This window comes from Microbacterium yannicii, from assembly GCF_024055635.1.
Taxonomy (GTDB): Bacteria; Actinomycetota; Actinomycetes; order Actinomycetales; family Microbacteriaceae; genus Microbacterium; species Microbacterium yannicii.
In genome coordinates this window covers 16,906-41,615 of the sequence record NZ_JAMXMB010000042.1, presented here as the reverse complement: position 1 = coordinate 41,615, position 24,710 = coordinate 16,906, and the positions used below count along the sequence as shown (strand labels likewise).

Below are 24,710 nucleotides of genomic sequence, written 5' to 3'. Positions count from 1 at the left end.
AGCCCATCCCCCTTCCCGCACCTGAATCCCGAACAGTCGAGACATGACCGAAGACGTTCTGCTGACGATCTCCGACTTCAGCGTCACCTACGACGTCGACCCGCCCGTCGAGGCGGTGCGCGACGTATCGCTGGAACTGAAGCGCGGTGAGATCCTGGGCCTGGCCGGCGAATCCGGCTCGGGCAAGACCACACTGGCCTACGGCATCCAGAGACTCCTCAAGCCCCCCGCCGTCATCACCGGCGGCAGCGCCCTCTTCCACGACGCGACCGGCGAGATCATCGACATCGGCGCACTCAGCGACGACGAGATGCGCCGCTTCCGGTGGGACAAGGCGTCGATGGTGTTCCAGGGCGCGATGAACGCCCTCAACCCCGTCATCAACATCGGCCGCCAGCTCGGCGACGTGTTCACCACGCACCGTCCCGAACTCTCGCGCAGGGAGCGCACGCGCGCGTGCGGCGACCTGCTCGACCTCGTCGGCGTGGGGCGGGAGCGACTCAGGTCGTTCCCCCACGAACTGTCGGGCGGCATGCGGCAGCGCGTCATGATCGCGATGGCGCTCGCCCTGCATCCGCAGCTGATGATCATGGACGAGCCCACGACCGCGCTCGACGTGCTCGTGCAGCGCGAGATCCTGGCCCAGATCTCGGACCTGCGTCGCCAGTTCGGCTTCTCGGTCGTCTTCATCACCCACGACCTGCCGCTCCTGCTCGAGATCTCGGACCGCATCGCGGTGATGCGCCAGGGGCGCATCGTCGAGCTCGACACAGCCGAGAACATCTACCGCCACCCGCAGCACGAGTACACGAAGCGCCTGCTGTCGTCGTTCCCGAGTCTCACCGGCGACCGCGGTGATTTCGTCCGCGGTACCGACATCGGGCGCAGCGAGCGCGAAGCGGCGACCTCGGCCGAAGGAACCGACACCGCCCTGGAGGTGACCGCATGACCACTCTGGAGTTCCGCAACGTCACCAAGCGCTACCGCGTCCGCGGTGCCGGCAAGATGCTGGCGCTCGACGACGTGAGCTTCACCCTCGAGAGCGGGCGCACCATCGCGCTCGTCGGCCAGAGCGGCAGCGGCAAGTCGACGATCGCCAAGATCATCACGCAGCTCGAGCGCCAGAGCGCGGGTGACGTGCTCCTCGACGGCTCCCCCATCCCCCGCAGCGGACGCGGCCTGCGCCGCTACCGCCAGCAGGTGCGCATGGTGTTCCAGGACCCCTTCGCCTCGCTCAACCCGTACCACACCATCCGGCACCACATCGAGCGGCCCCTGCGCCTCGACAAGGTCGTTCCCTCCGATGAGATCGAGGGCGAGGTCCGCCGGCTGCTCGAGCGGGTGCGCCTGGATGCCGACAGCACGATCGACCGCCGCCCCCACGAACTGTCCGGCGGTCAGCGCCAGCGCGTCGCCATCGCGCGCGCCCTGGCCTCGCGTCCCAGCCTGCTCATCGCGGACGAGCCGGTCTCGATGCTCGATGTGTCGATCCGCCTCGGCGTGCTGAACCTCCTCGCCGATCTGCAGCGCGAGTCGAACCTGGGCGTGCTTTACATCACACACGACCTGGCGACGGCCCGGCACTTCAGCGACGAGATCATGGTGCTCAACCGCGGCAGGGTCGTCGAGCGCGGGCCGGCTGACGACGTCATCCTGAACCCGCAGGACGACTACACGAGGGCGCTGCGCAACGCTTCGCCCGACCCCGACCGTCACTTCGCGCGCACGACGGCATCCCCCGCAGGCGCCGCCGACACCGAAGGAGCCCCGGCATGAGGTTCGCGCTGCGCAAGGCCCTCTTCTACCTCTTCACGGCGTGGGCCGCCATCACCATCAACTTCCTCATCCCCCGCATGATGAAGGGCGATCCGGTCTCGGCGTACCTGGCCAAGAACCAGGGCAAGATCAGCCCCGACGCGGCGGCCGCACTGCGCACCCTGTTCGGCCTCGACACGGGCAAGAGCCTGTGGGAGCAGTACATCGACTACTGGAAGCTGCTCTTCTCGGGTGACCTCGGCCGCTCGTTCTCGCACGGCCTGGCGCCGGTGACCGACATCATCGGCACGGCCCTGCCGTGGACGGTCGGTCTGGTGGGCATCGCCACCGTCCTGTCGTTCATCCTCGGCACGGCCGTGGGTGCCGTGATCGGCTGGCGGCGAGGACGCGGATCGGATGCCGTCATCCCGGTCGCGACCTTCTTCTCGACCGTGCCCTACTTCTGGATGGGCCTCATCGCGATCGCCGTGTTCTCGTCGGCGCTGGGCTGGTTCCCGGCATCCCACGCGTACGGGAAGGGCACGAGGCCCGGCTTCAGCGCCGATTTCATCGGCCAGGTGCTGTACCACGGCGCCCTTCCGGCGATCACGATCGTCATCGCGTCGCTCGGTGGCTGGATCCTCGGCATGCGCAACATGATGATCACGGTGCTCGACGAGGACTACATCACCGTCGCGCAGGCGAAGGGCCTCTCCGACCGCAAGGTGGTCACCACCTACGCCGCGCGCAACGCGATGCTTCCGCAGCTGTCGAGCTTCGCGCTCGCCCTCGGCTTCATCGTCGGCGGCACCCTCGTGATGGAGCTGGTGTTCTCGTATCCCGGTATCGGCAAGCTGCTGCTGGACGCCACCAACGCGAAGGACTACCCGCTCATGCAGGGGGTGTTCCTCGTGATCACGCTCGCCGTGCTCGTGACCAACATCCTCGCCGACATCGCGTACGTCATCCTCGACCCGCGCGCCCGCCAGGAGGGCTGACATGACCGTTCCCACCACCACCGCGCTGGACGCCGAGACGCCGCACCCCGGCGGCGAGGGCGCTCCTGCGCTCGCTCCCACCCCGCCGGCATCGCCCGCATCGCCGTCCGCGCTCGCGCGGATCGGCTCGTCGTTCGCGATGTTCCGCAACCGCAAGTCGCTGACCGGCCTGGTGATCCTCGGCTTCTTCGTCGTCCTCGCCGTGTTCGGCGACCTCATCGCCCCCTACGGGCCGCTCGACAAGGACTACTCGGCGCTGAAGCAGCCGCCCTCGTGGCAGCATCTGCTCGGCACGAGCCACCTGGGCGAAGACATCTTCAGCCAGATCGTCTACGGCACGCGCGGCGTGCTCGTGGTCGGGCTGCTGTCGGGCGTGCTCGCGACCGCGATCGCCGTGGCGATCGGCGTCACGGCCGGCATCGTCACCGGCTGGAAGAGCGAATCGCTGTCGGCGCTCACGAACGTCTTCCTGGTGCTGCCGGGCCTGCCGCTGATGATCATCATCGCGTCCCAGTTCGACGACCCGAGCCTGCTGCTCATCGCGGCGGTGCTCGCCCTCACCGGGTGGGCCTGGGGTGCGCGCGTGCTGCGGGCTCAGACGATGTCGCTGCGCAACCGCGACTTCGTGCAGGCGGCGCGTGCCAACGGCGAGCCGCTGAGCCGCATCATCACGGTCGAGATGCTGCCCAACCTCATGGCGATCATCGCGTCGAGCTTCGTCGGCACGGTGACCGCGGCGGTGCTCGGGCTCACGACCCTCGCCTTCATCGGCGTCATCCCGATCACCAACCTCAACTGGGGCACGATCCTGTTCTGGGCGCAGCAGAACGGCGCGTTCCCGGACTACTGGTGGTGGTACCTCCCCGCAGGGCTGTGCATCGCCTTGCTCGGCATGGCGCTGTCGCTGATCAACTTCGGCATCGACGAGTACGTCAACCCGCGCCTGCGCTCGGCGGGTGAGCGCTCGCGCGCGCTGCGCAAGCAGGGCATCAAGGCGACCGCCGCTGTCACCGCGGTCCGCACCTCCCCCGCACCGGCTCGACAGGAGAACCCGTGAACGACGTTCACCACCGCCCGGAACGGCGGGGCGCCGACGGGGGCTCGCATCCGGCCTACCTCGACGTCTCGCTGCCGGTGGCCGACCGCATCGCCGATCTGCTGGGCCGCATGACGGTCGAGGAGAAGATCGGCCAGATGCTCCAGCTCGACGCGCGCGACGATCTCGAGGATCAGGTCGTCCGTCTGCACGCCGGGTCGATCCTGCACGCCTCCCCCGAGAAGGTGCTCCGTGCCCGCGAGCTGACGCTCAGCACCCGGCTGCAGATCCCGCTGCTGGTCGCCGAGGACTGCATCCACGGCCACTCCTTCTGGGAGGGCGCGACGATCTACCCCACCCAGCTGGGCATGGCGGCGTCGTGGGATGCGGGACTCGCGGAGCGCGTCGCCCGCGCGACCGCCGTCGAGGTGTCGGCCACCGGCATCCATTGGACGTTCTCGCCGGTGCTCTGCATCGCGCGGGATCTCCGCTGGGGCCGGGTCGACGAGACGTTCGGCGAGGACCCGTTCCTCATCGGCGAGCTCGCATCGGCGATGGTGCGCGGCTATCAGGGCGGTGGCCTCGAGGACCCCACGGCGATCCTCGCGACAGCGAAGCACTTCGCCGGCTACTCCGAGACCCAGGGCGGCCGCGACGCGAGCGAGGCCGACATCTCGCAGCGCAAGCTCCGCTCGTGGTTCCTGCCGCCGTTCGAGCGGGTGGCGAAGGAGGGATGCCGCACCTTCATGCTCGGCTATCAGAGCATCGACGGCGTGCCGATCACGGTCAACGACTGGCTGCTGAACGACGTGCTCCGCGGCGAGTGGGGGTACACCGGCACCCTCATCACCGACTGGGACAACGTCGGGCGCATGGTGTGGGAGCAGAAGGTGCAGCCCGACTACGCGCATGCCGCCGCTGCCGCGGTGCTCGCCGGCAACGACATGATCATGACCACGCCCGGCTTCTTCCAAGGCGCCCTCGACGCACTCGCGCAGGGGCTCGTGACCGAGGAGGCCCTCGACCGGGCGGTGACCCGCATCCTGCTGCTCAAGTTCGAGTTCGGCCTCTTCGAGGATCCGCGGCTGCCCGACCGCGAGCGCATCGCGTCGGCGGTCGGCTCCCCCGCCCACAGGGCGCTCAACCTCGAGGCGGCGCGCCGGTCGCTGGTGCTGCTGCGCAACGACGGCACGCTTCCGCTCGGCGGCGGCCTCACGGCCGGTGCGGACGGACGGCCGGATGCCGCGGCATCGGGACCCCGTCGCATCGCCGTCGTCGGGCCCCTCGCCGACGACGCGCAGACGCAGCTCGGCGACTGGGCCGGATCGTCGGGCCAGGTGGACTGGATCCCCGACGGGCACCCGCGCGAGCTGATCACGACGGTGCTGGACGGACTGCGCGCGCATGCACCCGCCGACTGGGAGATCACGCACGCGCGGGGCGCCGACATCCTCACCCTCCAGGAGGACCCGGCCGGCGCGTTCTTCCCCGACGGCCAGCCGCGGCCACAGGTCGTGGTGCCCAGCGCCCCCGACCCGCAAGCCATCGCAGAGGCGGTCGCCGCCGCCGAAGGCGCGGACTATGTCGTCGCCGTCGTCGGAGACCGCATCGAGCTGGTCGGCGAGGGCCGTTCGACTGCGACGCTCGAGCTCGTCGGCGGGCAGCTCGCCCTGCTGGAGGCGCTCGCTGCCACCGGCACTCCTCTCGTGGTGGTGCTCCTCGCATCGAAGCCGCACGTGCTGCCGCAGACGGTGACGGATGCCGCAGCCCTCGTCTGGGCGGCCAATCCGGGAATGCGCGGCGGCCAGGCCGTCGCCGAGCTGCTCCTCGGGCTCATCGAGCCGAGCGGGCGCCTGCCGATCTCGTTCGCACGTCACGCGGGCCAGTTGCCGATCTACTACAACCAGATCCGCGGCCAGCACGGCGATCGTTACGCCGATCTCACGCAGAGCCCGGCGTTCGCGTTCGGCGAGGGCCTGTCGTACGCCTCCGTCGAGTATGCGGATCTGCGGGTGATCGATCCCGAGCCGGCGCACGACGGCACCGTGCGCGCGCTCGTCGAGCTGCGCAACACCGGTGAACGACCGGCGCACGAGGTGGTGCAGGTGTACGTGCGCGACAGCGTGGCCTCGGTGAGCTGGGCCGACAAGGAGCTCAAGGCGTATCGACACGTCGACCTGCAGCCGGGCGAGACCGCGACGGTCGAGCTGTCGCTGCCGGTGGCGGACTGCACGATCGTGGATGCCGCGGGCCGGCGCCTCGTCGAAGCCGGCGAGTTCGAGCTGCTGGTGGGACCGTCGTCTCGCGACGAGGTCCTGCTCAGCGCGCGCTTCCGCGTGGCGGCCCCCGCCGACGTTCAAGCACGGGCCGCGGTTCAGGGCACGCTCGAGCGCCGCTGATCGGAACGCGAAAGGGCAGACCTCCGCGGCGCTGAGCTGCGGAATCTGCCCTTTCGCGGTTCCGGCGACGTCGTTGAGGCGGAGGCGCGTCAGTACCGGCGAGCCGTCTGCTCAGTCGCGATCTTCCTCCGCGACGGAGTAGTCGTCATCGTCGTCCGTGTCGTCCTCGTCGGAATCGTCGTCGTCCTCATCCGAGTCGTCGTCATCAGAGTCGTCGTCATCAGAGTCGTCGTCGTCCGAGTCGTCCTCATCCGAGTCTTCGTCGTCGTCGGAGTCGTCCTCATCCGACTCGTCGTCCGAGTCGTCGTCGTCTTCGGCGAGCTCGTCGATGTCGACTCCGTCGACGTCGCCGGCGTGGAGGATGGACGAGCCGTCGTCGTCGAAGTCCGAGGCGTCGAGATCGTCGACGTCGTCGAGGTCTTCGTCGTCGACGTCGTCCTCGTCGAGGTCCTCGTCGTCCTCGGCGTGCGCGACCTCGGCCAGCGCCGCCTGCGCGGCGTGGTAGTCCGCGAGCCGCACGGCCCACGGCACCCACTCGGGCGCCAGGAGTGCGCCGTCGCCGGGGAGCAGCTCGACCTCGAGCACGGTGGGATCCGCGTCCTCGACGCGCGCGAGGCTCACCGTCCAGAACCACCCGGGGTAGCCGGGCATCCGGTTCGCGAACCTCAGCGAGACCACACCGCCCGCCTCCACGCGGTAGTCGGTGGGTTCGCCGATCGTCACGGCCGCCGTGATCTCGCGGAGCGCCGCGAGCGCCAGATCGTGAGCGGCCAGCAGCTGCGGGTCGGGCTCAGCAAAGACCGTAGGCGCCTCGCCACCGGCGTCGGCGGGCTCGTCCCCTGTGTCGACGGGCTGCTCCGCGCCATCGACGTCGTCGGTGTCACCCGGCGCAACGTCATCGGTCTCGGCGACGGCACCGTCCTCGGGTGCGGGGACGTGGGACTCTTCCGACGACGCGGCGGAGGCGGCATCCGTCACCGTCTCGTTCTTCACGGAAGCAGCGGACTCGCCGTCCACCTCGGTGACGACGTCGGCAGGATCGGCCGGATCAGGCGTCGAGCTCATCAGCCACCTTGCGCAGCACGGCGGCGACCTTCTTGGCGTGGGCGCCGCTCGGGTACCGGCCGTGGCGGAGGTCGCCGCCGATGCCGTCGAGCAGCTTCACGAGGTCTTCGATGATGATCGCCATGTCGTCGGCGGGCTTGCGGGAGCGCTTGGCGAGGCTCACCGGAGCCTCCAGCACGCGCACCGACAGCGCCTGCGGACCGCGCTTGCCGTCGGCGATGCCGTACTCCAGCCGCGTGCCCGCCTTCGGTGCGGGCGTGCCGGGGGGCAGGGCCGTGGCGTGCAGGAAGACGTCCTGACCGTCTTCCGAGGTGATGAAGCCGAACCCCTTCTCCTCGTCGTAGAACCTGACCTTGCCGGTGGGCATCGAAACCTCGCTGGATCGGTCGCCGCGCGAACATCGCGACGAAACAGAGCATGACAAAAGCGGGGTCTTCCGACCCCACCACCCAGCCTAATGGACGGCCGCACATCCGGACCGGCTCGTGGACGCCAGCGGGTAGGCTGGGGCGGATGAGTACGAACCCTGCCGGCGACGTTCCCGTGCGCCGCGTCGACCGCATCCTGGCCTTCATGTCGCTGGGGCTGCTCGTGCTCTCCATCGTGAGCTTCTTCGCCATCATGATCGCCTCCGCCGCCGGGGCCGATATGAGCACCGGGGTGTGGCCTCTCGTGGGCGTCCTCGTGTACATCGCGCCCCTCGTGGCTTTCGCACTGCTGCTCGCGGTCCTGATCATGAGCTTCGTGCGAAGGGCCCGCGCCAACCGGGGAGGCTGACGCGCGTGGTCTCCGACGCGCGCGCCCTCGCGACGCGGCTCGCCGAGCTCGGTGACGCCGCGCTGGCACGGACGCTCGCGGCGCGCGGCGTCTCTGCGCAGAGCGGCTGGCACGACTTCTTCGACGCCGCCGAAGCGCTCCTCGACCCCGCCTCGATCGACCGCGCACTGACGCACCTCGACCGACGCGACCTCATCGCCCTCCACCGCGCAGCAGGCTCGCTCGACGGCCGGCCCTCGGAGCTGGCGCTGGTCGATGCGGACGGCGTCCCCTACACGGCCGTCGCCGAGCGGGTCGCCGCCGCAGCTGCCGCGGCCCCCGACGCCTTCCGCCCGCCGGCGCCACCCGCCGAGCCCGCGCCTGCGGAGCCGCGTGCGGCCGCCGCGGCCGCCGAGCGAGCATTCACAACCGCGGGCTCGCTCGCCGACATCCTGCTGGCATGCCTGCACACCCCGCTCGCGCGCACCGGTGCGGGGCCGGTCAGCGCGGTGGACCGACGGCGCCTGACGGATGCCGGGGCCATCGATGTCGCCGACGATCTCGAGGATCTGCTCGCCTCCGCGGCCGATGCGGGGCTCGCCGACGCCCGCGAGCGCGAGTGGACCGCCACCCTGGCGGGCGAGCGATGGCTGGAGGCCCCGACGCCGCAGCGCTGGGAGACGATCGCCGAGGGGTTCCGCGCGGGGCTTCCGGATGGCCTGCGCACGCCGGCACACGGCTTCGTCGTGCCTGACGCCTGGCCCGACATCTACCCGCTCGATCCCGAGTGGCCCGTTCGCGCCGCACGACTGCGCAGCATCGGCGTGCGCTGGGGACTGTTCGGACCCGACAGTTCCGCCGGCGAGTTCCCGTGGACCGCCGCGCTGCGCGCCGGGGAGCCGGCCGACGCCGCCACGATGGCCGACTACCTGCCCGCCGAGATCGACCGCGTGTACCTGCAGGCCGATCTGACCGCGATCGCTCCCGGCCCCCTCGCACCTGCCCTCGACCTTCGACTGCGGTCCATCGCCGTGCGGGAGTCCCGCGCGCAGGCATCGACGTACCGGTTCACCGCGGCGTCTGTCGGCGCCGGCATGACGGAGGGTGAGACCGCGGCATCCATGCGCGCGTTCCTCGCGGAGCTGTCCCTCACCGGCATCCCACAGCCGCTCGACTACCTCATCGAGAGCACCGCCGCACGCTACGGCCTGGTGCGCGTGAGCACCGACGACGCCACGGGTCGCACACGCGTCGAGAGCACCGATGCCGGCCTGCTCGATGCGATCGCGATCGACCAGGCGCTGCGTCCGCTCGGACTCATCGCCGACGGCGGCATCCTCACCTCGCGGGTCGCGCGCGACGCCGTGTACTGGAGCCTCGCGGACGCGCGGTACCCGGTCGTCGCCCTCGACGCGACGGGAGCTGCCGAGTCCGTCCACCGCCGCGCCGCCGTCGCGCCCTCCGTGCCCGCGGCCACTCCGGAGGTCACTTACGCGCGCCTGATCCGCACGCTGCGAGGCGGCCACGGCACGCAGGGCGAGGCGGGCTGGCTCGAACGCGAGCTCGAGCAGGCGGTGCGCGCGCGCGCCGAGATCGTGGTGGTCGTCCGCATGCCCGACGGGTCGGAGCGCTCGTTCACGCTGGAGGCCGCCGGCCTCGGCGGCGGACGCCTGCGCGGCCGCGACCGCGCCGCCGACATCGAACGGACGCTCCCCGTGTCGAGCATCGTGAGCGTCGGCGCCGCCTGAGCTCCCGGCATCCGCTCCCCGCGCCGCCCCGCCCGCCGTACCGCGAGACCGGGGAATCGCGCCGAGACCCAGGACGTCGCCCCGCGTTTCGGCGCGAATGCCTTGTCTCGACGAACCGCGGCGCCGTGACGCCCGCCGGGACACGCCGGGCGAACCTCGTCCCAGCGAGCGCCGGTAGACTGGCACGTTATGGCTGACGGCCCCCTCATCGTCCAGAGCGACCGCACGGTTCTCCTCGAGGTCGCGCACCCCGATGCGGAGAGCGCGCGGCACGAACTCGCGATCTTCGCCGAGCTCGAACGCGCCCCCGAGCACATCCACACGTACCGCATCACGCGGCTGGGACTGTGGAACGCCCGCGCCGCGGGCCACGGTGCCGACGACATGCTGGCGACGCTCGAACGGTGGTCGCGGTTCCCGGTTCCCCCGTCGGTGTCGATCGACATCTCCGAGACCGTCGGCCGCTACGGCCGCCTCGTGATCGAGCGCAACGGTGCCGACAAAGGCGGCGACGGCGAGCTGATCCTGCGGTCGACGGATGCCGCGGTGCTCGCGGAAGTGTCGAGGAACAAGCGCATCCAGCCGCTGCTGATCGGCCGCCTCTCCTCCGACGCGTTCATCATCGACGCGTGGGCACGCGGCCACATCAAGCAGGAGCTGCTGAAGATCGGCTGGCCTGCCGAGGATCTCGCAGGCTACACGCCCGGCACCCCGCACCCGATCGACCTCGCCGAGAACGGCTGGCACCTGCGGCCCTACCAGCGGCAGGCAGTCGACATCTTCACGCAGGGCGGATCGGGCGTCGTCGTGCTGCCCTGTGGCGCCGGCAAGACGCTGGTCGGGGCGGCGGCGATGGCCGACACCAAGACCACGACGCTCATCCTGGTGACGAACACGGTGAGCGCGCGGCAGTGGCGCGACGAACTCCTCAAGCGCACGTCGCTGACCGCCGAGGAGATCGGCGAGTACTCCGGTCAGGCCAAGGAGATCAGGCCGGTCACCATCGCCACGTACCAGATCCTCACCGCCAAGCGGAAGGGCGAGTACGCCCACCTCGCGCTGCTGGACGCCCTCGACTGGGGCCTCATCGTGTACGACGAGGTGCACCTGCTTCCGGCGCCGGTGTTCAAGCTCACGGCCGACCTGCAGGCGCGGCGGCGGCTCGGGCTCACCGCGACGCTCGTGCGCGAGGACGGCCGCGAAGGCGACGTCTTCAGCCTCATCGGTCCCAAGCGATTCGATGCGCCGTGGAAGGAGATCGAGGCGCAGGGCTTCATCTCGCCCGCGGTCTGCTACGAGGTGCGCGTCGACCTGCCCGCCGGCGACCGCCTGGAATACGCCGCCGCAGCCGACGACGAGCGCTACCGCCTCGCGGCGACGGCGCCCGCCAAGATCGGGGTCGTCCGCGACCTGGTGGCGCGTCACGAAGGCGAGCGCATCCTCATCATCGGCCAGTACCTCGACCAGATCGACGTGCTCGCCGAGGCGCTGAACGCCCCCAAGATCACCGGTGCGACGCCGGTGGACGAGCGCGAGGTGCTGTACCAGGCGTTCCGCGTGGGCGAGATCTCGGTGCTCGTCGTGTCGAAGGTCGCGAACTTCTCGATCGATCTGCCCGAGGCATCCGTCGCCATCCAGGTCTCGGGCTCCTTCGGCTCGCGCCAGGAGGAGGCGCAGCGCCTCGGACGCCTGCTCCGCCCCAAGCAGTCGAACCACACGGCCAGCTTCTACACCCTGATCGCCCGCGACACGGTCGACCAGGACTTCGCTCAGAATCGCCAGCGGTTCCTCGCCGAGCAGGGATACGCCTACACGATCCTCGACGCCCACTCGTTGGCCGCCTGACGAGCGGCGTCCGGATGCCGCGTCTGGACGCTGTCGGAGGCATCCGGTAGACCAGACCCATGCCCGAGAACAATCGCATCGATCTCGTCGAACTGCCCGCCGCCGACCCGGCCGCGCTGACGGCTGCGCGCGAATTCTACGAATCCGCGTTCGGCTGGACCTTCACCTCGTACGGTGACGGGTACGCCGACACATCCGACAGCGGTGTGGCGTTCGGTCTCAACGGGTCGGCTGATTCGACGCAGCAGGCAGCGGCGCTCCCGGTCCTGTTCGTCGACGATCTCGAGGCGGCGCGGGCCCGTGTCGCCGAGTCGGGCGGCACGATCCGCCACGACATCTACGGCTTCCCGGGCGGACGCCGCTTCCACTTCGTGGATCCGGCGGGCAACGAGCTCGCCGTGTGGTCGCACGACCCTGCCGGCTCGACCGCGTCGTAGGGCCGTCCCCTCTCGAGCGCGTGGACGAGACGCCGGCCACCTAGCGCGCCGTGTAGCGCAAGAAGACGAACCCCTCGTCGTCGGTCACGACGCCCGCGAGTGCGAACCGTCGGTCGGACTCCCCCGCGCCCTGTGCGATGCGTCCCGCGTCCCCGCCCACGAATCGGGGAGCCAGCGTGAGACACACCTCGGCGACAAGTCCGGCATCGAGCAGATCGCCGAAGAGGTGCGGCCCGCCCTCGCATAGCACCCGGGTCCAGCCGCGGCGCGTGAACTCGTCGAGCATCGCGGCGAGGTCGACCTCCTGGTCGCCGCACGCGATCACATCGGCCACGGAATCGAAGAGCCTGCCGCGGGCGGCGGCCGCGGCATCCGTCGTCACGATCACGGGGCGGCGCACGGCGTCGGCGAAGACCGCATCGCCCGGGTCCAGCTGCAATCGGCCGCTCACCACGGCGATCACCGGCTGGTCGTCGAGGTCTCTCGCCTGTCGCCACCGAACGTCGTCGACATCGACCCGGAGTCCCCCATAGCCCTCGGCGCGCACCGTGCCGGCACCGACGAGCACGACGTCGGCCATGGTGCGCAGCACCTGCATGACGGCGCGGTCGGTGCCGCCGCCGAGGGCGCCGCTGCGCCCGCCGAGCGTCACGGCGCCATCCGCGCTCGAGACGAAGTTCATGCGCACGTGCGACCCCGCGCGGCCGGGCAGCTCGTACGCCGCGAAGAGTTCCTGACGGGTCGGCATCACTCGTTCCCCTCGGCGCGCGCGTTGTGGAGCTCGTACGCGGGATCGCGCCAGCCGAGCATCGCCTCCACCATGCGCATCGCGTCGACGGTCTCGCCCACGTTGTGAGCGCGCACGATGCGAGCCCCCTGCAGCACGCAGAACACCGCGGCGGCGAGCGAGCCCGAGAGGCGATCGCCTCGCGCGCGGTCGAGCGTCTCACCCACGAAGTCCTTGTTCGACAGGGCGACGAGCAGCGGGGCGCCGAGCACGGAGAGCTCGCCGAGCCGGCGTGTGAGCTCCAGCGTCTGGCGTGTGCTCTTGTTGAGGTCGTGACCCGGGTCGAGCACGATGCGATCGCCCGGCACGCCGTGCGAGAGCGCGAGGTCGCGCCGCGCGGCGAGGAAAGCCGCCACGTCGCCGACCACGTCGCCGTAGCGCGGGAGCGGATGCGGCGTGCGGGGCGCCGCGAGGCTGTGGGCGATGACCACGCCGGCACCGCCGCGCGCGATAACGTCCGCCATCGCGGGATCATGCAGCCCCGTGGTGTCGTTGATGATCGCCGCCCCCGCCTCGATCGCCGCGCGTGCGACCTCCGGATGGAACGTGTCGACGCTGACCCGCGCGATCGGCGCGAGCTCGCGCACGACCGGCACGACCCGCGCGATCTCCTCCTCCACCGGCACCGGCGGGCCGGGTGCGAACTTGACGCCGCCCACATCGACGATCTCGGCGCCCGCCTCGACGGCGGCGACGCCCGCGGCGACCGCGGCATCGAGTGCGAAGGTGGCACCGCGATCGTAGAAGGAATCGGGCGTGCGGTTCACGATCGCCATCACGGCGATGTGCTGCGAGAGATCGAGGGGCCCACCGGGAAGGTCGAGCGTCCCCGCGAGCAGTCCGGGTGTCGTGTCGGGAGCGAGCGTCACGGGAGCAGGCTATCCAGCGGCACGTCCCCGTCCCGCAGGCGCTCCGCGTCGACCCGCTCCCCCGAGCGGATCAGCGACTGCACCGTCTCGTTGACGTCCCAGACGTTGACGTTCATCCCCGCGACCACGCGACCCCGGCCGGACGAATCGGCAGCGTCGACCCAGAACGCGACGAACTCGCGGGCGGCGAGATCACCGCGGATAACGAGCTCGGCATCCGCCATGAGCGGTGCGTAGCCCGACAGCTCCATGCCGAGGTCGTACTGATCGGTGTAGAAGTACGGGATGTCGTCGAAGGATGCCGGCATGCCGAGCATCGCTCGAGCCGCGACCTTGCCCGCGTTCAGCGCGTTGGCCCAGTGCTCGCTGCGCAGATGGCGCTGCAGCACCGGGTGGAACGGATTGGCGACGTCCCCTGCCGCGTACACGTCGGGTGCGCTGGTGCGCAGCGCCGCATCGGTGAGGACGCCGTTGAGGATGTCGAGGCCGGCGGCCTCGGCGAGTGCGGTGTCGGGCGCCGCGCCGACGCCGATCAGCACGAGGTCTGCGGGGAGGGTCTCACCGTCGACGACCACCCCGTCGGCACGGTCCGACCCGGTGATCCGCTCCACCGCGACGGACGTGCGCAGGTCGACGCCGTGCTCGAGGTGCAGCGTGCGGAAGACCTCCCCCATCTCGGGGCCGAGAGCGGCGGCCAGCGGCACGTCATCGCGCTCGAGGATCGCCACCTCGTTGCCGAAGCCGCGCGCGGTGGCGGCGACCTCCATGCCGATCCAGCCCGCACCGATCACCACGAGCCGTCGTCCGCCGCCGCGCAGCTCCGCTGCGAGCGTCTGCGAGTCGTCGAGGCGACGCAGCGTCATGACGCCGGGAAGCTCGTGGCCCGGGAGGGGGATCATGCGCGGCGTCGCGCCGGTCGCCAGCAGCACCGTGTCGTAGTGCAGACCGCTCCCGTCCGCGAGCTGCACCGTGTGCGCCGCGGGGTCGAGCGCGGTCGCGGCCACACCGCTGACGAGACGGATGCCACGTTCGGCGTACCAGTCCGCAGGGTGCAGGATGACGGCATCCATCCCCTCGCTTCCGGCCAGGTACCCCTTCGACAGCGGCGGCCGCTGATAGGGCGGGTGCGGCTCGGCGGCGACGATCGTGATGTCGCCGTCGAAGCCCTCTTCGCGCAGCGCCTCGGCAGCGGTCCCGCCCGCGAGGCCTCCTCCGATGATCAGCATGTGGCTCATGACGATTCCTCTCGTCGGTGTCGTGTCAGGCCGGGCGCGCGGCCCCCGTGAACCGCGCCTGAACGGCGCGGTCATGTGCGAACTCGCCGCGGAACGCCGAGGTCGCGGTCAGCGCGGTCGCCGTGCGCACGCCCCGCGCCGACATGCACAGATGCTCCGCTTCGAGCACCACGCCGACGCCGCGAGGAGTCAGGGCCGTCTCGAGCGTGCGCGCGATCTGCATGGTCAGAGACTCCTGCACCTGCAGCCCACGGGCATGGTGCTCGACGACGCGCGCCAGCTTCGACAGGCCGACCAGCCGCTCACCGGGCAGGTAGCCGACGGCGGCTGTGCCGCGGAACGGCAGCAGGTGATGGCGGCAGAGCGAGACGAACGGGATGCCGTGCACCACGACGGGCTCGTCGTACCCGTCGTCGTTCGCGAAGGTGGTCATCTCGAACGGCTCCGACGACAGCATCTCGATGAGGGCGTCGGCCACCCGTCGCGGCGTGTCGGCGAGGTCGCCGTGGTCGGGATCGTGCCCCAGCGCGACGAGCAGGTCGGCGACGGCCGCCATCGCAGCCTCGCGATCGACCGTGGCGTCGTCGGTGACCGCGTGCAGCGGTGCGGCGGAGGCAGCGATCGACATCATCCGACTCCTTCGGGTGAGCACGAACGGCTCGCCTGGCCCTGACGCTAGGTGCCTCGGATTCTTTTGTCAAGGTTTCTGCTTTTAGAGGTAGACTCCGGCCGTGGGCATCCTCACTCCCCAGCGCGTCGATGCGGTCGCCGCCCTGGCCGACGCGCAGAGACGCGAGCTGTACCGCCTGGCCTCGCAACGCCCCATCAGTCGCGACGACGCCGCCTCGGCTCTGGGCATCCCGCGCAGCACGGCGGCGCTGAATCTCGACAGACTCGCGGATGCCGGACTCCTGACGGTCGAGTACGCCCGGCGCTCCGGGCGCACCGGGCCAGGTGCCGGGCGGCCCGCGAAGCTCTACCGCGCGAGTGCGGCCGAGCTCGCCGCCACGATTCCCGAACGCCACTACGAACTGGCCGGCGAACTGCTGGCCGCCGCCGTGCAGCACGCGGATGAGAAGGGGATCCCGGTGCGCACCGCACTGGCCACCGAGGCCTTCGCCGCGGGCGCCGCCATCGGAGCCGGCCGGCCGAGCCTCGAGGGGGCCCTCACCGCGTGCGGCTATGCGCCCCGCGCGCTCGGACAGCATGAACGCGACGACACGGCATCCGGCGACGAACCCGACATGTCCGCGGAAGATCCGGGCGACATCGTTCTCGAGAACTGCCCCTTCCACGCCCTGGCTGCGCGCCACACCGACCTCATCTGCGGCGCCAATCTCCAACTCGTCCGCGGCCTCGCGACAGCGACGGGCGACCCGCGCACCCCCGTTCTCGCCCCCGCCGCCGGACGATGCTGCGTCGAGATCCGTTCCACCGCGGGATGACGATTTCGGGGCCGCGGCGCCGATATCCAGACGCCGCATCGGTTCCGCCGACATAATGAGGGCATGACCGCACCGCGCATCCTCGTCGTGGACGACGAACCGAACATTCGCGATCTGCTGATCACGAGCCTGCGATTCGCCGGATTCCAGGTACGGGCCGTCTCGAACGGCGCACAGACGATCTCCGCCGTCCTCGAAGAGGAGCCGGACCTCATCATCCTCGATGTGATGCTGCCCGACATGAACGGGTTCAGCGTCACCAAGCGCCTCCGCGGCGCCGGCTACACCGCGCCGATCCTCTTCCTCACCGCGAAGGACGAGACCGAGGACAAGATCACCGGCCTCAACGCCGGCGGCGACGACTACGTCACCAAGCCCTTCAGTCTCGACGAGATCGTGGCGCGCATCCAGGCGATCCTCCGCCGGACGATGCAGGCGGACGAGGAGTCCGTCATCCGCGCCGGCGAGATCACGATGGACCAGGACACGCACGACGTCCAGGTCGGCGAGGCGTCGATCGACCTCAGCCCCACCGAGTTCAAGCTGCTGCGCTACCTCATGCTGAATCCCAACCGCGTGCTCTCGAAGGCGCAGATCCTCGACCACGTCTGGGAGTACGACTTCAACGGCGACGCCGGCATCGTGGAGAGCTACATCTCGTACCTCCGTCGCAAGATCGATCCGCACTCGACGGAGCCGCTCATCCAGACCAAGCGCGGCTTCGGCTACATGCTGAAGGCCGGCAAGACCGCGTAACGCGGCTCGAGCGAGGGGGACGACCTGGCGCAGAAGCCCGACGCGATCACCCGGTGGTGGCGCGGCACGAGTCTGCGCGCCAAGGTCACCGGGGTCACTGTCGCGCTCCTGGCGATCGGCCTCATCGCCGCCGGCGTCGGCACGGCGGCGTTCCTGCGCAACTCGCTCGTCGACGGCGTCGACACCCAGGTCGACTCGCTCGCACGGACGGATGCTGCAGGCCCGCTGCTCGATCTGAGCGCGAACGAGGGGGACCTCAAGGCCCAGCCGATCACGAACGCGCCCCAGACGGATTATTTCGTCGCGGTGTACGAACCGACGCACGGGACGCTGCTCGAGACCGCAGGTGGTCGAGGGGGTCCAGAGCCGGCTTTCCCGTCCGAGTTCCCTCTCGACGTCGCGCAGTCGCAGGAGCTGCAGATCAAGACGCTCTCCTCCGAGGACGGCGACACCGAGTTCCGCGCGACTGTCACGGTGCAGGAACTGGCCAACTCGGGACTGCTCTACACGCAGATGGTGGCCGTCCCCCTCGCCACCGTGAACCGCACCATCGCCTCGTACATCGGGATCTACAGCATCCTGGCCCTGCTGATCCTCGTGGGCGGCGCCGTCGCGACGCGCTACCTCGTCACGCTCACCTTCCGCAGCCTCGGCCAGGTCGAATCCACCGCCGACGCGATCGCGGCCGGTGACTTCAGCCTGCGCATGACCGACATCGAGCCGACGACGACCGAGGTCGGTCGCCTGAAGACCGCGATCAACGCGATGCTCGACCGCGTCGACGCCGCCCTCACCCAGCGCGACGCCACCGTGCGGCAGATGCGGCGGTTCATCGGCGACGCCAGCCACGAACTGCGAACGCCGCTGGTCACCGTGCGGGGCTACGCCGAGCTGTACCGCATGGGCGCGGTGCGCGGCGACGAGGACGTCGCCCAGTCGATGGAGCGCATCGAGAAGGAGGCCATCCGCATGGGCCTCCTCGTCGAGGATCTGCTCGCCCTGGCACGCCTCGACGAGCGTCGCGATGTCGCCATCGGCCCGGTCGATCTGCGGCCGGTCGCACGAGACGCCGCCCTCGACGTGCGGGCGGCCGCGCCGGCACGCCCTGTGACCGTCATCGACACCACGCTGGAAGACGCCGCCGCAGCCGCCGTCACGGAGTCGACGGCCACCTCCGACGACAAGCGGCGAGCGGGCAGCCCGTCGGCCATCTCCCGGGCCGGAGCGACCCTCTCGCTGCTGCGGAGGCGGCCCAAGCCCCTGCCGGCGACGGGTGCCGTGCCGACGGCCGCATCCCCGCTCCTTCCGGAGGCCGACGCCGACATCCCATCGGCAGACGAGCTCGAGCCGGTGGTGCTCGGCGACGAGAACCGCATCCGGCAGGTCGTCGCCAACCTGCTCGGCAACGCGCGACGCTTCACCGCCGAGGACTCGCCAATCGAACTGCGCGTCGGTGTCGATGCCCGCGCCCGCATGGGGTGGATCGAGATCGCCGATCACGGCGAGGGCGTGCCCGATCAGATCAAGGACAAGATCTTCCAGCGCTTCTGGCGCGCGGACACCTCACGCACGCGCGAGACCGGCGGATCGGGCCTCGGCCTCTCGATCGTGGCGTCCATCGTCGAGGCGCTCCACGGGTCTGTCGACGTCGTCGACACCCCGGGCGGAGGTGCGACGTTCCGCGTGGCCTTCCCACTGGCCGACGCCCGCGCAGCCGTGGAGCACGTCGACATTCCGACCCAGCCGATGCGGCGTGTGGAAAGCCCGCTCGAGTAGAGGGTCGCTGGAGTCTCCTCCCCAGCCGGCGCCGCGTGTCCACCATCCCCAGATGACGACGGATGCCGCTCCCCGCCCCGTGCGGACGCCTAGCGTTGCGGTCACCGCGGTTCGGCATCCGGCCTCCGCACGTTGATCAGGAGCCCCGAATGGCCGTCTTCACCGTCGACAGCGACAGCATCCTCACCTCGACCGCCACGGTGCGCGGCACGATCGACCGTCTGCAGGCGGAGTCGAACGCGATGCTCGCACAGCTGACGCAGCTGCAGTCGTCGTGGACCGGCTCCGCTGCAGTGGCGTTCGCGGGCGTCGTCGACCAGTGGCGCGCCACGCAGCGTCAGGTCGAGGAGTCGCTCACGAGCATCAACGCGTCGCTCGCCGCCGCGGGCCGGCAGTACGCCGACACCGAGCTGGCCACGACGAGCCTCTTCCGCTGACCCGGTCGGCACAGACGCAGAACGGCCCCTCCGCGAAGAGGGGCCGTTCTGTGAACGCGTTACGCGATGGGCTGGATCAGAAGTCCATGCCACCGGTCGGGTCGCCGGCCGGAGCCGAGACCTTCTCCGGCTTGTCGGCGACGACGGCCTCGGTCGTGAGGAAGAGGCCGGCGATCGACGCGGCGTTCTGCAGCGCCGAACGGGTCACCTTGGCGGGGTCGATGATGCCCTGTGCGAACAGGTCGCCGTACTCGCCCGTGGCGGCGTTGAGGCCGTGTCCGAGCGGAAGCTCGGAGACCTTGTTCGCCACGACGCCCGGCTCGAGACCGGCGTTGAGTGCGATCTGCTTCAGCGGAGCCTCGATCGCGACGCGCACGATGTTGGCACCGGTCGCCTCGTCACCCGTGAGCTCGAGCGCGTCGAGAGCCTTGCGACCCGACTGGATGAGCGCGACGCCACCACCGGCGACGATGCCCTCCTCGACGGCTGCCTTCGCGTTGCGCACGGCGTCCTCGATGCGGTGCTTGCGCTCCTTCAGCTCGACCTCGGTGGCCGCGCCCGCCTTGATGACGGCGACGCCGCCGGCGAGCTTGGCGAGGCGCTCCTGGAGCTTCTCGCGGTCGTAGTCGCTGTCGGTGTTGTCGATCTCGCGGCGGATCTGGGTCACGCGACCCTCGATCTGCGCTGCGTCGCCCGCACCCTCGACGATCGTGGTCTCGTCCTTGGTGACGATGACCTTGCGTGCACGGCCGAGCAGGTCGAGGGTGGCGTTCTCGAGCTTGAGACCGACCTCCTCGGTGATGACCTGGCCGCCCGTGAGGATCGCGATGTCCTGCAGCTGCGCCTTGCGACGGTCGCCGAAGCCGGGAGCCTTGACGGCGACCGACTTGAAGATGCCGCGGATCTTGTTGAGCACGAGGGTCGCGAGAGCCTCGCCGTCCACGTCCTCGGCGATGATGACGAGCTCCTTGCCGTCCTGGATCACCTTGTCGACGATGGGCAGAAGGTCCTTGATGTTGGAGATCTTCTGGTTCGCGATGAGGACGTAGGCGTCTTCGAAGACGGCTTCCTGGCGCTCGGGGTCGGTGACGAAGTAGGGGTTGATGTAACCCTTGTCGAACCGCATGCCCTCGGTGAGCTCGAGCTCGGTGCCGAACGTCTGCGACTCCTCGACGGTGACGACGCCTTCCTTGCCCACCTTGTCGATGGCCTCGGCGATCAGCGCGCCGATCTCCGGGTCAGCGGCCGAGATCGAGGCGGTCGCAGCGATCTGCTCCTTGGACTCGACCTCCTTGGCGGACGCGAGAAGCTCGGCGGTGATGGCGGCGACGGCCTTCTCGATGCCCTTCTTGAGCGAGATGGGGTCGGCGCCGGCTGCGACGTTGCGCAGGCCCTCGCGCACGAGCGCCTGAGCGAGCACCGTCGCGGTGGTCGTGCCGTCACCGGCGACGTCGTCGGTCTTCTTGGCGACCTCCTTGACGAGCTCCGCGCCGATCTTCTCGTACGGGTCGTCGAGTTCGATCTCCTTGGCGATGGAGACACCGTCGTTCGTGATCGTGGGGGCGCCCCACTTCTTCTCAAGCACGACGTTGCGACCGCGCGGGCCGAGCGTCACCTTGACGGCGTCGGCCAGGATGTTGAGGCCGCGCTCGAGGCCACGGCGGGCCTCCTCGTCGAAAGCGATGATCTTTGCCATGTGTGTGTCGTCCCTCCGGAACGTTGGCTCTGGGTATTAGCACTCAACAATCACGAGTGCTAAATCATTCTGGCACTCGACCCTATCGAGTGCAAGCCGCGATGACGGATGCCGAAACACGAGGAGACGGGATGCCTCGCGGCATCCCGTCTCCTCGTCGGGTTCAGCGCAGAGCGCTGTGACAGTCGTTCAGACGACGCGCACGGCCTCCGCCTGGGGGCCCTTCTGGCCGGATCCGACCTCGAACTCCACGGTCTGCCCCTCTTCGAGCACGCGGAAGCCCGTCATGTCGATGTTGGAGTAGTGGACGAAGACGTCCTGGCCGTCCGTGACGGTGATGAAGCCGAATCCCTTCTCGGCGTTGAACCATTTGACGGTGCCCTGGGTCATGCGAATCTCCTGTAGCCGGCGGTGCAGGGCTTCATCGTATGCAGGCAAAAAGAGGGCCTCGACGCGATTCGTCACTTGTTGACACGCAGGAACACAAGTGTTTACCGGCGCGAAACACACCCGGTCGAGCGGTCAGGGCGTGGGAGTCGGAGCCTGCCCGGCCGCGGTGCGATCGAGACCGATCACGACGGTCAGCTGAGGCACGTCGGGCGAGGTCGCCGGATAGGCCTCGCTCTGCTCGATCGCGGCGCCGCCGATGACGCCGGCGAGTCCCGCCGCCGCCGCCTCGTCCGCCGGGTCGACGTAGAAGACCGTGGTCGTCGGGAAGTCCTGCGAACCCGCCTCACCCGCGGTGACCTTGTCATCGGCCCAGCCCGCACCGGTGACCACGTCCTTCATCTGCGTGGCCAGTCCCTGCTCGGGCGTGGCGTTGAGGATCATGACGTCGTAGTTCACGTCGATGACGGGAGTGACCTCGGGCACCGGCGCGACGGTGGGAGTGGGGGTCGGGACCAGGTCGATCCGACCGGAGGCGAGCAGCGTGCCGAAGATGCCGATCACGACGAGGACGACGGTCGCCAGCGCTGCCCACAGCAGCACCACCCAGCCGCGCATGCGCGGGTTCTCCGCCCGGTGAGCGCCGACGCGGTCCGTCTCCGGCACATCGTCGAAGCGATCCCGAGGGTAGCTGGTGGTCGGCACCCGTCGATGCTACCCGGCGAAGGCTGGACGTCCCGCGCGCGACAGCCCGTCCCGCCCCAACCGGCGCCGGAGGCCGTCAGCGCGCATCGGCGGCGCGGGCGGCGCGCTCGTGCACGCGTGCATCGCGCAGCCGCCGGAGCCGCTTCACGAGCATCGGATCGTGCTCCTGCGCCTCGGTCGTGTCGATCAGCCGCCCGAGCAGCTGGTAGTAGCGCGCTGGCGAGATGCCGAGCTCCGCCCGGATCGCCTCCTCCTTGGCCCCCGCGTGCCGTCGCCACTCGACCTCGAAGTCGAGGAGGGCGCGATCGCGGTCGGTCAGGGGCACGCGTCCACGCTAGCCCGCGGCATCCGTCCGGCCGGTGCGCCACGCGCGCCAGTGCGCGAACGCGCCGAGCGGATCCACCGCCGCAAGCGGCTGCCCGTCGCGACCGAGCACGAAGCCACCCCACGTGCCGGGGTCGACAGGCGGTCGCCACCGCTGGTGCAGCGCCGGCGGGTCGATCGTGATCCACACCGCTCGCCGTCGGAAGCCGAGCGCCGCCACGGCGTCCAGCAGCCGTTCGCGCTCCGCGCGCGGGATGTGCGGGAGCACCCCTGGGGTCGTCACGACGAGCGTCGCGCCCGCAGGGGCTCCCGCGACAGCCGCATGCAGCACAGCGGGGTCGGAGGCATCGCCGGCCATCAGCAGCGGCGGCTCTGCCGCGACGATGTCGAGGGCCGCGCCGATCCGCTCGGCGCGGCCCGACTCCCCCGGCCACACCAGGCTCGTGAGGAAGCGGCGGTCGTCCGCGTCGGCGGCGTCGAGCGGATGGAGGTCGATCCCGGCCCGCCACACCACCTGCGGCATGCGCAGAGGCGGGTCTCCGGTGACATCGCAGTCGAGCACCACCCTCGACGCTCCATCGGGCGGATCCAGCGCGTGGAGACCGTCGCCGGCGCGATAGCGGTACGAGTAGCGGTCGGGATACAGGCACAGTCCCGCGCTCGCGCCCACCTCGAGCAGGGCGATCGGCCCCGGCACGGTGGCCAGCGCCGGCAGCAGCACCGCGCACCGCTGCGGCTCGTTGGTCTGCAGGCGGCGGACGGATGCCTCGGCCACGACCTCGTCGGCGTGTGCGCGCAGCCATGCGGCCCAGACGGGAAAGGCCTCTTCCGGTGCCCCGAGCATGCGTGTCACGGCGAAGACGAGCGGCGGCTGGCGATGCGCCGCAGGAATGCGCGCGAGGATCGCGGCGAGCCCGGGATCGGCGGCGACTCCGCCGGCCCAGTCCGCGTAGAGGGGCGAGCGTCCGGGCGCCTCGTCACGCGCGAACCGCGCGTACCGATCCGCCACCGCGGCGGTCGCGGCATCCGGGTCCGTCATCCCGCCATCCTCGCCCATGCGTCCGGCGCTCGGTTCGGGGCGCTCCGCGAACGTTCGGGGCGCACGCGACACGCCCCGGAGGCCGATGGCGCGCCCCGAACCCCGGCTGCCACGACCCGCCACCCCAGCGGCTGAGGTTGAATGGAACCTGCAGTGCACGGCCGGACGCCGTGTCGAGGAGGAACCATGACCTACGCCGTCGACAAGAGCGACGCCCAGTGGCGGGAAGAACTCACCGCCGAGCAGTACGCGGTGCTGCGAGAAGCAGGCACCGAGCGGCCGTGGACCGGCGAGCTGCTCGACGAGAGCCGTGCCGGCCTCTACACCTGTGCGGCATGCGGTGCCGAGCTCTTCCAGAGCGGCACGAAGTTCGACTCGCACTGCGGGTGGCCGAGCTTCTACGAGTCGATCCGCCCCGAGGCGGTCGAGCTGATCGAAGACAACAGTCACGGGATGGTCCGCACCGAGGTGCGCTGCGCGAACTGCGGCTCGCACCTCGGCCACGTGTTCCCCGACGGCTTCGGCACCCCGACGGGCGACCGCTACTGCATGAACTCGCTCTCGCTGGACTTCACGCCCGGCGACGACGCCGCCACCGCCTGATGCCCGCAGCACGGGAGGCCGCGCTCGCGCGTCGGTCGTGGTCGAAGGTGACAGACGAGGCGCCGACGCACGACGAGCTGCTGCAGTTGGTGGCGGCCGCCGGCCGGGTCGCCGACCACTCGTCACTGCGGCCCTGGCGGCTCATCGAGCTGCGCGGCGACGATCGTGATCGACTGGGTCGCGCGATCAACAAGGCGGATGGCGAGAAGGGCGTCTCCTCGAAGCCGCTGCGCGCGCCCGTGCTGATCGCCGTCGTCGCCAGCTATCGCAAGAGCCACAAGGTGCCACGGTGGGAGCAGGAGGCCGTCGCCTCCGGCGTCGCGCATGTGCTGAGTCTGTTGCTCGACGAGGCCGGCTGGGGCGTCATCTGGCGCACCGGCCACTACACCCGCGCGAAGGCCGTCGCGAAGGCGCACGGCCTCAAGAAGAACGAGGAGCTCCTCGGCTGGCTCTACGTCGGCGGCAAGCCGGCGAGGTCGCGGCCGGAGCGCCGCAAGGCCGTCGACGCCGGCGCGCTGCTCACCCGCATGCCCTGAGCCGACGGCACCGCTCGGCCACGCCGACGATGCGGTGCGGCCGTCAGGAGTGAGGGACACGAACGGATGCCGCGGC

Annotated in this window: 26 protein-coding genes; 15 read left to right on the top strand and 11 right to left on the bottom strand. The window is 70.4% G+C overall.

All coding sequences use genetic code 11. From position 1 onward, the window contains the following. Nucleotides 1-43: 43 nt before the first annotated feature. Genes NCG93_RS19675 through NCG93_RS19655 form a run of 5 tightly spaced genes read left to right on the top strand, consistent with a single transcriptional unit; the run spans nucleotide 44 to nucleotide 6,188 of the window. A complete protein-coding gene (locus NCG93_RS19675) occupies nucleotides 44-949 on the top strand; it encodes an ABC transporter ATP-binding protein (RefSeq protein ID WP_194413398.1) in 906 nt (301 codons plus the stop codon). After that, nucleotides 946-1,776 (top strand): ABC transporter ATP-binding protein, encoded by an 831-nt coding sequence (locus tag NCG93_RS19670; protein WP_194413397.1) that lies wholly within the window; start codon nucleotides 946-948, stop codon nucleotides 1,774-1,776. The genes NCG93_RS19675 and NCG93_RS19670 overlap by 4 nt, the downstream gene beginning before the upstream one ends. Further along, nucleotides 1,773-2,753 carry an ABC transporter permease gene (locus tag NCG93_RS19665; RefSeq protein ID WP_194413396.1) on the top strand — a complete coding sequence of 327 codons (981 nt, stop codon included), beginning with the start codon at nucleotides 1,773-1,775 and terminating at the stop codon, nucleotides 2,751-2,753. Before NCG93_RS19670 ends, NCG93_RS19665 begins: the two co-directional genes overlap by 4 nt. Before the next feature lies 1 nt (nucleotide 2,754). Continuing rightward, nucleotides 2,755-3,810: an ABC transporter permease gene (locus NCG93_RS19660; RefSeq protein ID WP_194413395.1), complete on the top strand. Its 1,056-nt coding sequence runs from the start codon at nucleotides 2,755-2,757 to the stop codon at nucleotides 3,808-3,810. Then, nucleotides 3,807-6,188, top strand: a complete 2,382-nt coding sequence (locus NCG93_RS19655) for an exo-beta-d-1,3/1,6-glucosidase (RefSeq protein ID WP_252787613.1) — start codon at nucleotides 3,807-3,809, stop codon at nucleotides 6,186-6,188. The genes NCG93_RS19660 and NCG93_RS19655 overlap by 4 nt, the downstream gene beginning before the upstream one ends. Nucleotides 6,189-6,299: 111 nt before the next feature. On the opposite strand, the gene NCG93_RS19650 is transcribed toward NCG93_RS19655, so the two are convergent. Both NCG93_RS19650 and NCG93_RS19645 read right to left on the bottom strand, forming a co-directional pair. Further along, nucleotides 6,300-7,253 (bottom strand): DUF3027 domain-containing protein, encoded by a 954-nt coding sequence (locus NCG93_RS19650; protein ID WP_194413394.1) that lies wholly within the window; start codon nucleotides 7,251-7,253, stop codon nucleotides 6,300-6,302. After that, complete coding sequence (locus NCG93_RS19645) at nucleotides 7,237-7,620, bottom strand: cold-shock protein (protein WP_194413393.1); 384 nt, start codon at nucleotides 7,618-7,620, stop codon at nucleotides 7,237-7,239. Before NCG93_RS19645 ends, NCG93_RS19650 begins: the two co-directional genes overlap by 17 nt. A 146-nt stretch (nucleotides 7,621-7,766) precedes the next feature. On the opposite strand from NCG93_RS19645, the gene NCG93_RS19640 reads away from it, so the two are divergent. The 4 genes from NCG93_RS19640 (at nucleotide 7,767) to NCG93_RS19625 (ending at nucleotide 12,039) form a co-directional block, all read left to right on the top strand. Next, entirely contained in the window at nucleotides 7,767-8,030 is a 264-nt protein-coding gene (locus NCG93_RS19640) for a multidrug ABC transporter ATPase (RefSeq protein WP_194413392.1), read from the top strand. A 5-nt stretch (nucleotides 8,031-8,035) separates the two neighbouring features. Next, the gene (locus NCG93_RS19635) at nucleotides 8,036-9,757 is read left to right on the top strand and encodes a helicase-associated domain-containing protein (protein WP_194413391.1); all 1,722 of its coding nucleotides are present in this window, start codon (nucleotides 8,036-8,038) and stop codon (nucleotides 9,755-9,757) included. A gap of 189 nt (nucleotides 9,758-9,946) precedes the next feature. Then, a complete protein-coding gene (locus tag NCG93_RS19630) occupies nucleotides 9,947-11,602 on the top strand; it encodes a DNA repair helicase XPB (RefSeq protein WP_194413390.1) in 1,656 nt (551 codons plus the stop codon). Nucleotides 11,603-11,661: 59 nt separating this feature from the next. After that, nucleotides 11,662-12,039: a VOC family protein gene (locus NCG93_RS19625; protein ID WP_194413389.1), complete on the top strand. Its 378-nt coding sequence runs from the start codon at nucleotides 11,662-11,664 to the stop codon at nucleotides 12,037-12,039. A 40-nt stretch (nucleotides 12,040-12,079) separates the two neighbouring features. Here the strand turns inward: NCG93_RS19625 and NCG93_RS19620 are convergent, their stop codons facing one another. The 4 genes from NCG93_RS19620 to folE all read right to left on the bottom strand — a co-directional run bounded on the left by NCG93_RS19620 (nucleotide 12,080) and on the right by folE (nucleotide 15,558). After that, complete coding sequence (locus tag NCG93_RS19620) at nucleotides 12,080-12,787, bottom strand: pyrimidine reductase family protein (RefSeq protein ID WP_194413388.1); 708 nt, start codon at nucleotides 12,785-12,787, stop codon at nucleotides 12,080-12,082. Then, nucleotides 12,787-13,602 carry a dihydropteroate synthase gene (gene folP, locus NCG93_RS19615; protein ID WP_194413807.1) on the bottom strand — a complete coding sequence of 272 codons (816 nt, stop codon included), beginning with the start codon at nucleotides 13,600-13,602 and terminating at the stop codon, nucleotides 12,787-12,789. Before folP ends, NCG93_RS19620 begins: the two co-directional genes overlap by 1 nt. 89 nt (nucleotides 13,603-13,691) lie before the next feature. After that, the gene (locus NCG93_RS19610; protein WP_194413387.1) at nucleotides 13,692-14,930 is read right to left on the bottom strand and encodes an NAD(P)/FAD-dependent oxidoreductase; all 1,239 of its coding nucleotides are present in this window, start codon (nucleotides 14,928-14,930) and stop codon (nucleotides 13,692-13,694) included. A 25-nt stretch (nucleotides 14,931-14,955) separates the two neighbouring features. Continuing rightward, nucleotides 14,956-15,558, bottom strand: coding sequence for a GTP cyclohydrolase I (gene folE, locus NCG93_RS19605; protein WP_194413386.1), 603 nt, complete (start codon nucleotides 15,556-15,558; stop codon nucleotides 14,956-14,958). Nucleotides 15,559-15,661: 103 nt separating this feature from the next. Here folE and NCG93_RS19600 point away from each other — a divergent pair, with 103 nt between their 5' ends. The 4 genes from NCG93_RS19600 (at nucleotide 15,662) to NCG93_RS19585 (ending at nucleotide 19,344) form a co-directional block, all read left to right on the top strand. Further along, on the top strand, nucleotides 15,662-16,375 hold the full coding sequence (locus NCG93_RS19600; RefSeq protein WP_194413385.1) for a helix-turn-helix transcriptional regulator: 714 nt from the start codon (nucleotides 15,662-15,664) through the stop codon (nucleotides 16,373-16,375). A gap of 63 nt (nucleotides 16,376-16,438) precedes the next feature. After that, a complete protein-coding gene (locus NCG93_RS19595) occupies nucleotides 16,439-17,131 on the top strand; it encodes a response regulator transcription factor (RefSeq protein ID WP_192635079.1) in 693 nt (230 codons plus the stop codon). A 306-nt stretch (nucleotides 17,132-17,437) separates the two neighbouring features. Beyond that, nucleotides 17,438-18,907: a sensor histidine kinase gene (locus NCG93_RS19590; protein WP_252787612.1), complete on the top strand. Its 1,470-nt coding sequence runs from the start codon at nucleotides 17,438-17,440 to the stop codon at nucleotides 18,905-18,907. Nucleotides 18,908-19,056: 149 nt separating this feature from the next. After that, the gene (locus NCG93_RS19585; protein ID WP_194413384.1) at nucleotides 19,057-19,344 is read left to right on the top strand and encodes a WXG100 family type VII secretion target; all 288 of its coding nucleotides are present in this window, start codon (nucleotides 19,057-19,059) and stop codon (nucleotides 19,342-19,344) included. A gap of 76 nt (nucleotides 19,345-19,420) precedes the next feature. Here the strand turns inward: NCG93_RS19585 and groL are convergent, their stop codons facing one another. From groL to NCG93_RS19560, 5 genes are all read right to left on the bottom strand, one after another. Beyond that, nucleotides 19,421-21,040 carry a chaperonin GroEL gene (gene groL, locus NCG93_RS19580; RefSeq protein WP_194413383.1) on the bottom strand — a complete coding sequence of 540 codons (1,620 nt, stop codon included), beginning with the start codon at nucleotides 21,038-21,040 and terminating at the stop codon, nucleotides 19,421-19,423. Nucleotides 21,041-21,229: 189 nt separating this feature from the next. Continuing rightward, entirely contained in the window at nucleotides 21,230-21,430 is a 201-nt protein-coding gene (locus tag NCG93_RS19575) for a cold-shock protein (protein WP_194413382.1), read from the bottom strand. Nucleotides 21,431-21,562: 132 nt separating this feature from the next. Next, nucleotides 21,563-22,132: a LytR C-terminal domain-containing protein gene (locus NCG93_RS19570; protein ID WP_194413381.1), complete on the bottom strand. Its 570-nt coding sequence runs from the start codon at nucleotides 22,130-22,132 to the stop codon at nucleotides 21,563-21,565. Between the two features lie 76 nt (nucleotides 22,133-22,208). Beyond that, complete coding sequence (locus NCG93_RS19565) at nucleotides 22,209-22,457, bottom strand: DUF3263 domain-containing protein (RefSeq protein ID WP_194413380.1); 249 nt, start codon at nucleotides 22,455-22,457, stop codon at nucleotides 22,209-22,211. A 9-nt stretch (nucleotides 22,458-22,466) separates the two neighbouring features. Then, nucleotides 22,467-23,495, bottom strand: coding sequence for a DUF2332 domain-containing protein (locus tag NCG93_RS19560; RefSeq protein WP_194413379.1), 1,029 nt, complete (start codon nucleotides 23,493-23,495; stop codon nucleotides 22,467-22,469). A gap of 186 nt (nucleotides 23,496-23,681) precedes the next feature. On the opposite strand from NCG93_RS19560, the gene msrB reads away from it, so the two are divergent. Both msrB and NCG93_RS19550 read left to right on the top strand, forming a co-directional pair. After that, nucleotides 23,682-24,098 (top strand): peptide-methionine (R)-S-oxide reductase MsrB, encoded by a 417-nt coding sequence (gene msrB, locus NCG93_RS19555; protein ID WP_194413378.1) that lies wholly within the window; start codon nucleotides 23,682-23,684, stop codon nucleotides 24,096-24,098. After that, complete coding sequence (locus NCG93_RS19550) at nucleotides 24,098-24,634, top strand: nitroreductase family protein (RefSeq protein WP_194413377.1); 537 nt, start codon at nucleotides 24,098-24,100, stop codon at nucleotides 24,632-24,634. The genes msrB and NCG93_RS19550 overlap by 1 nt, the downstream gene beginning before the upstream one ends. The last annotated feature ends 76 nt before the right edge of the window (nucleotides 24,635-24,710 follow it).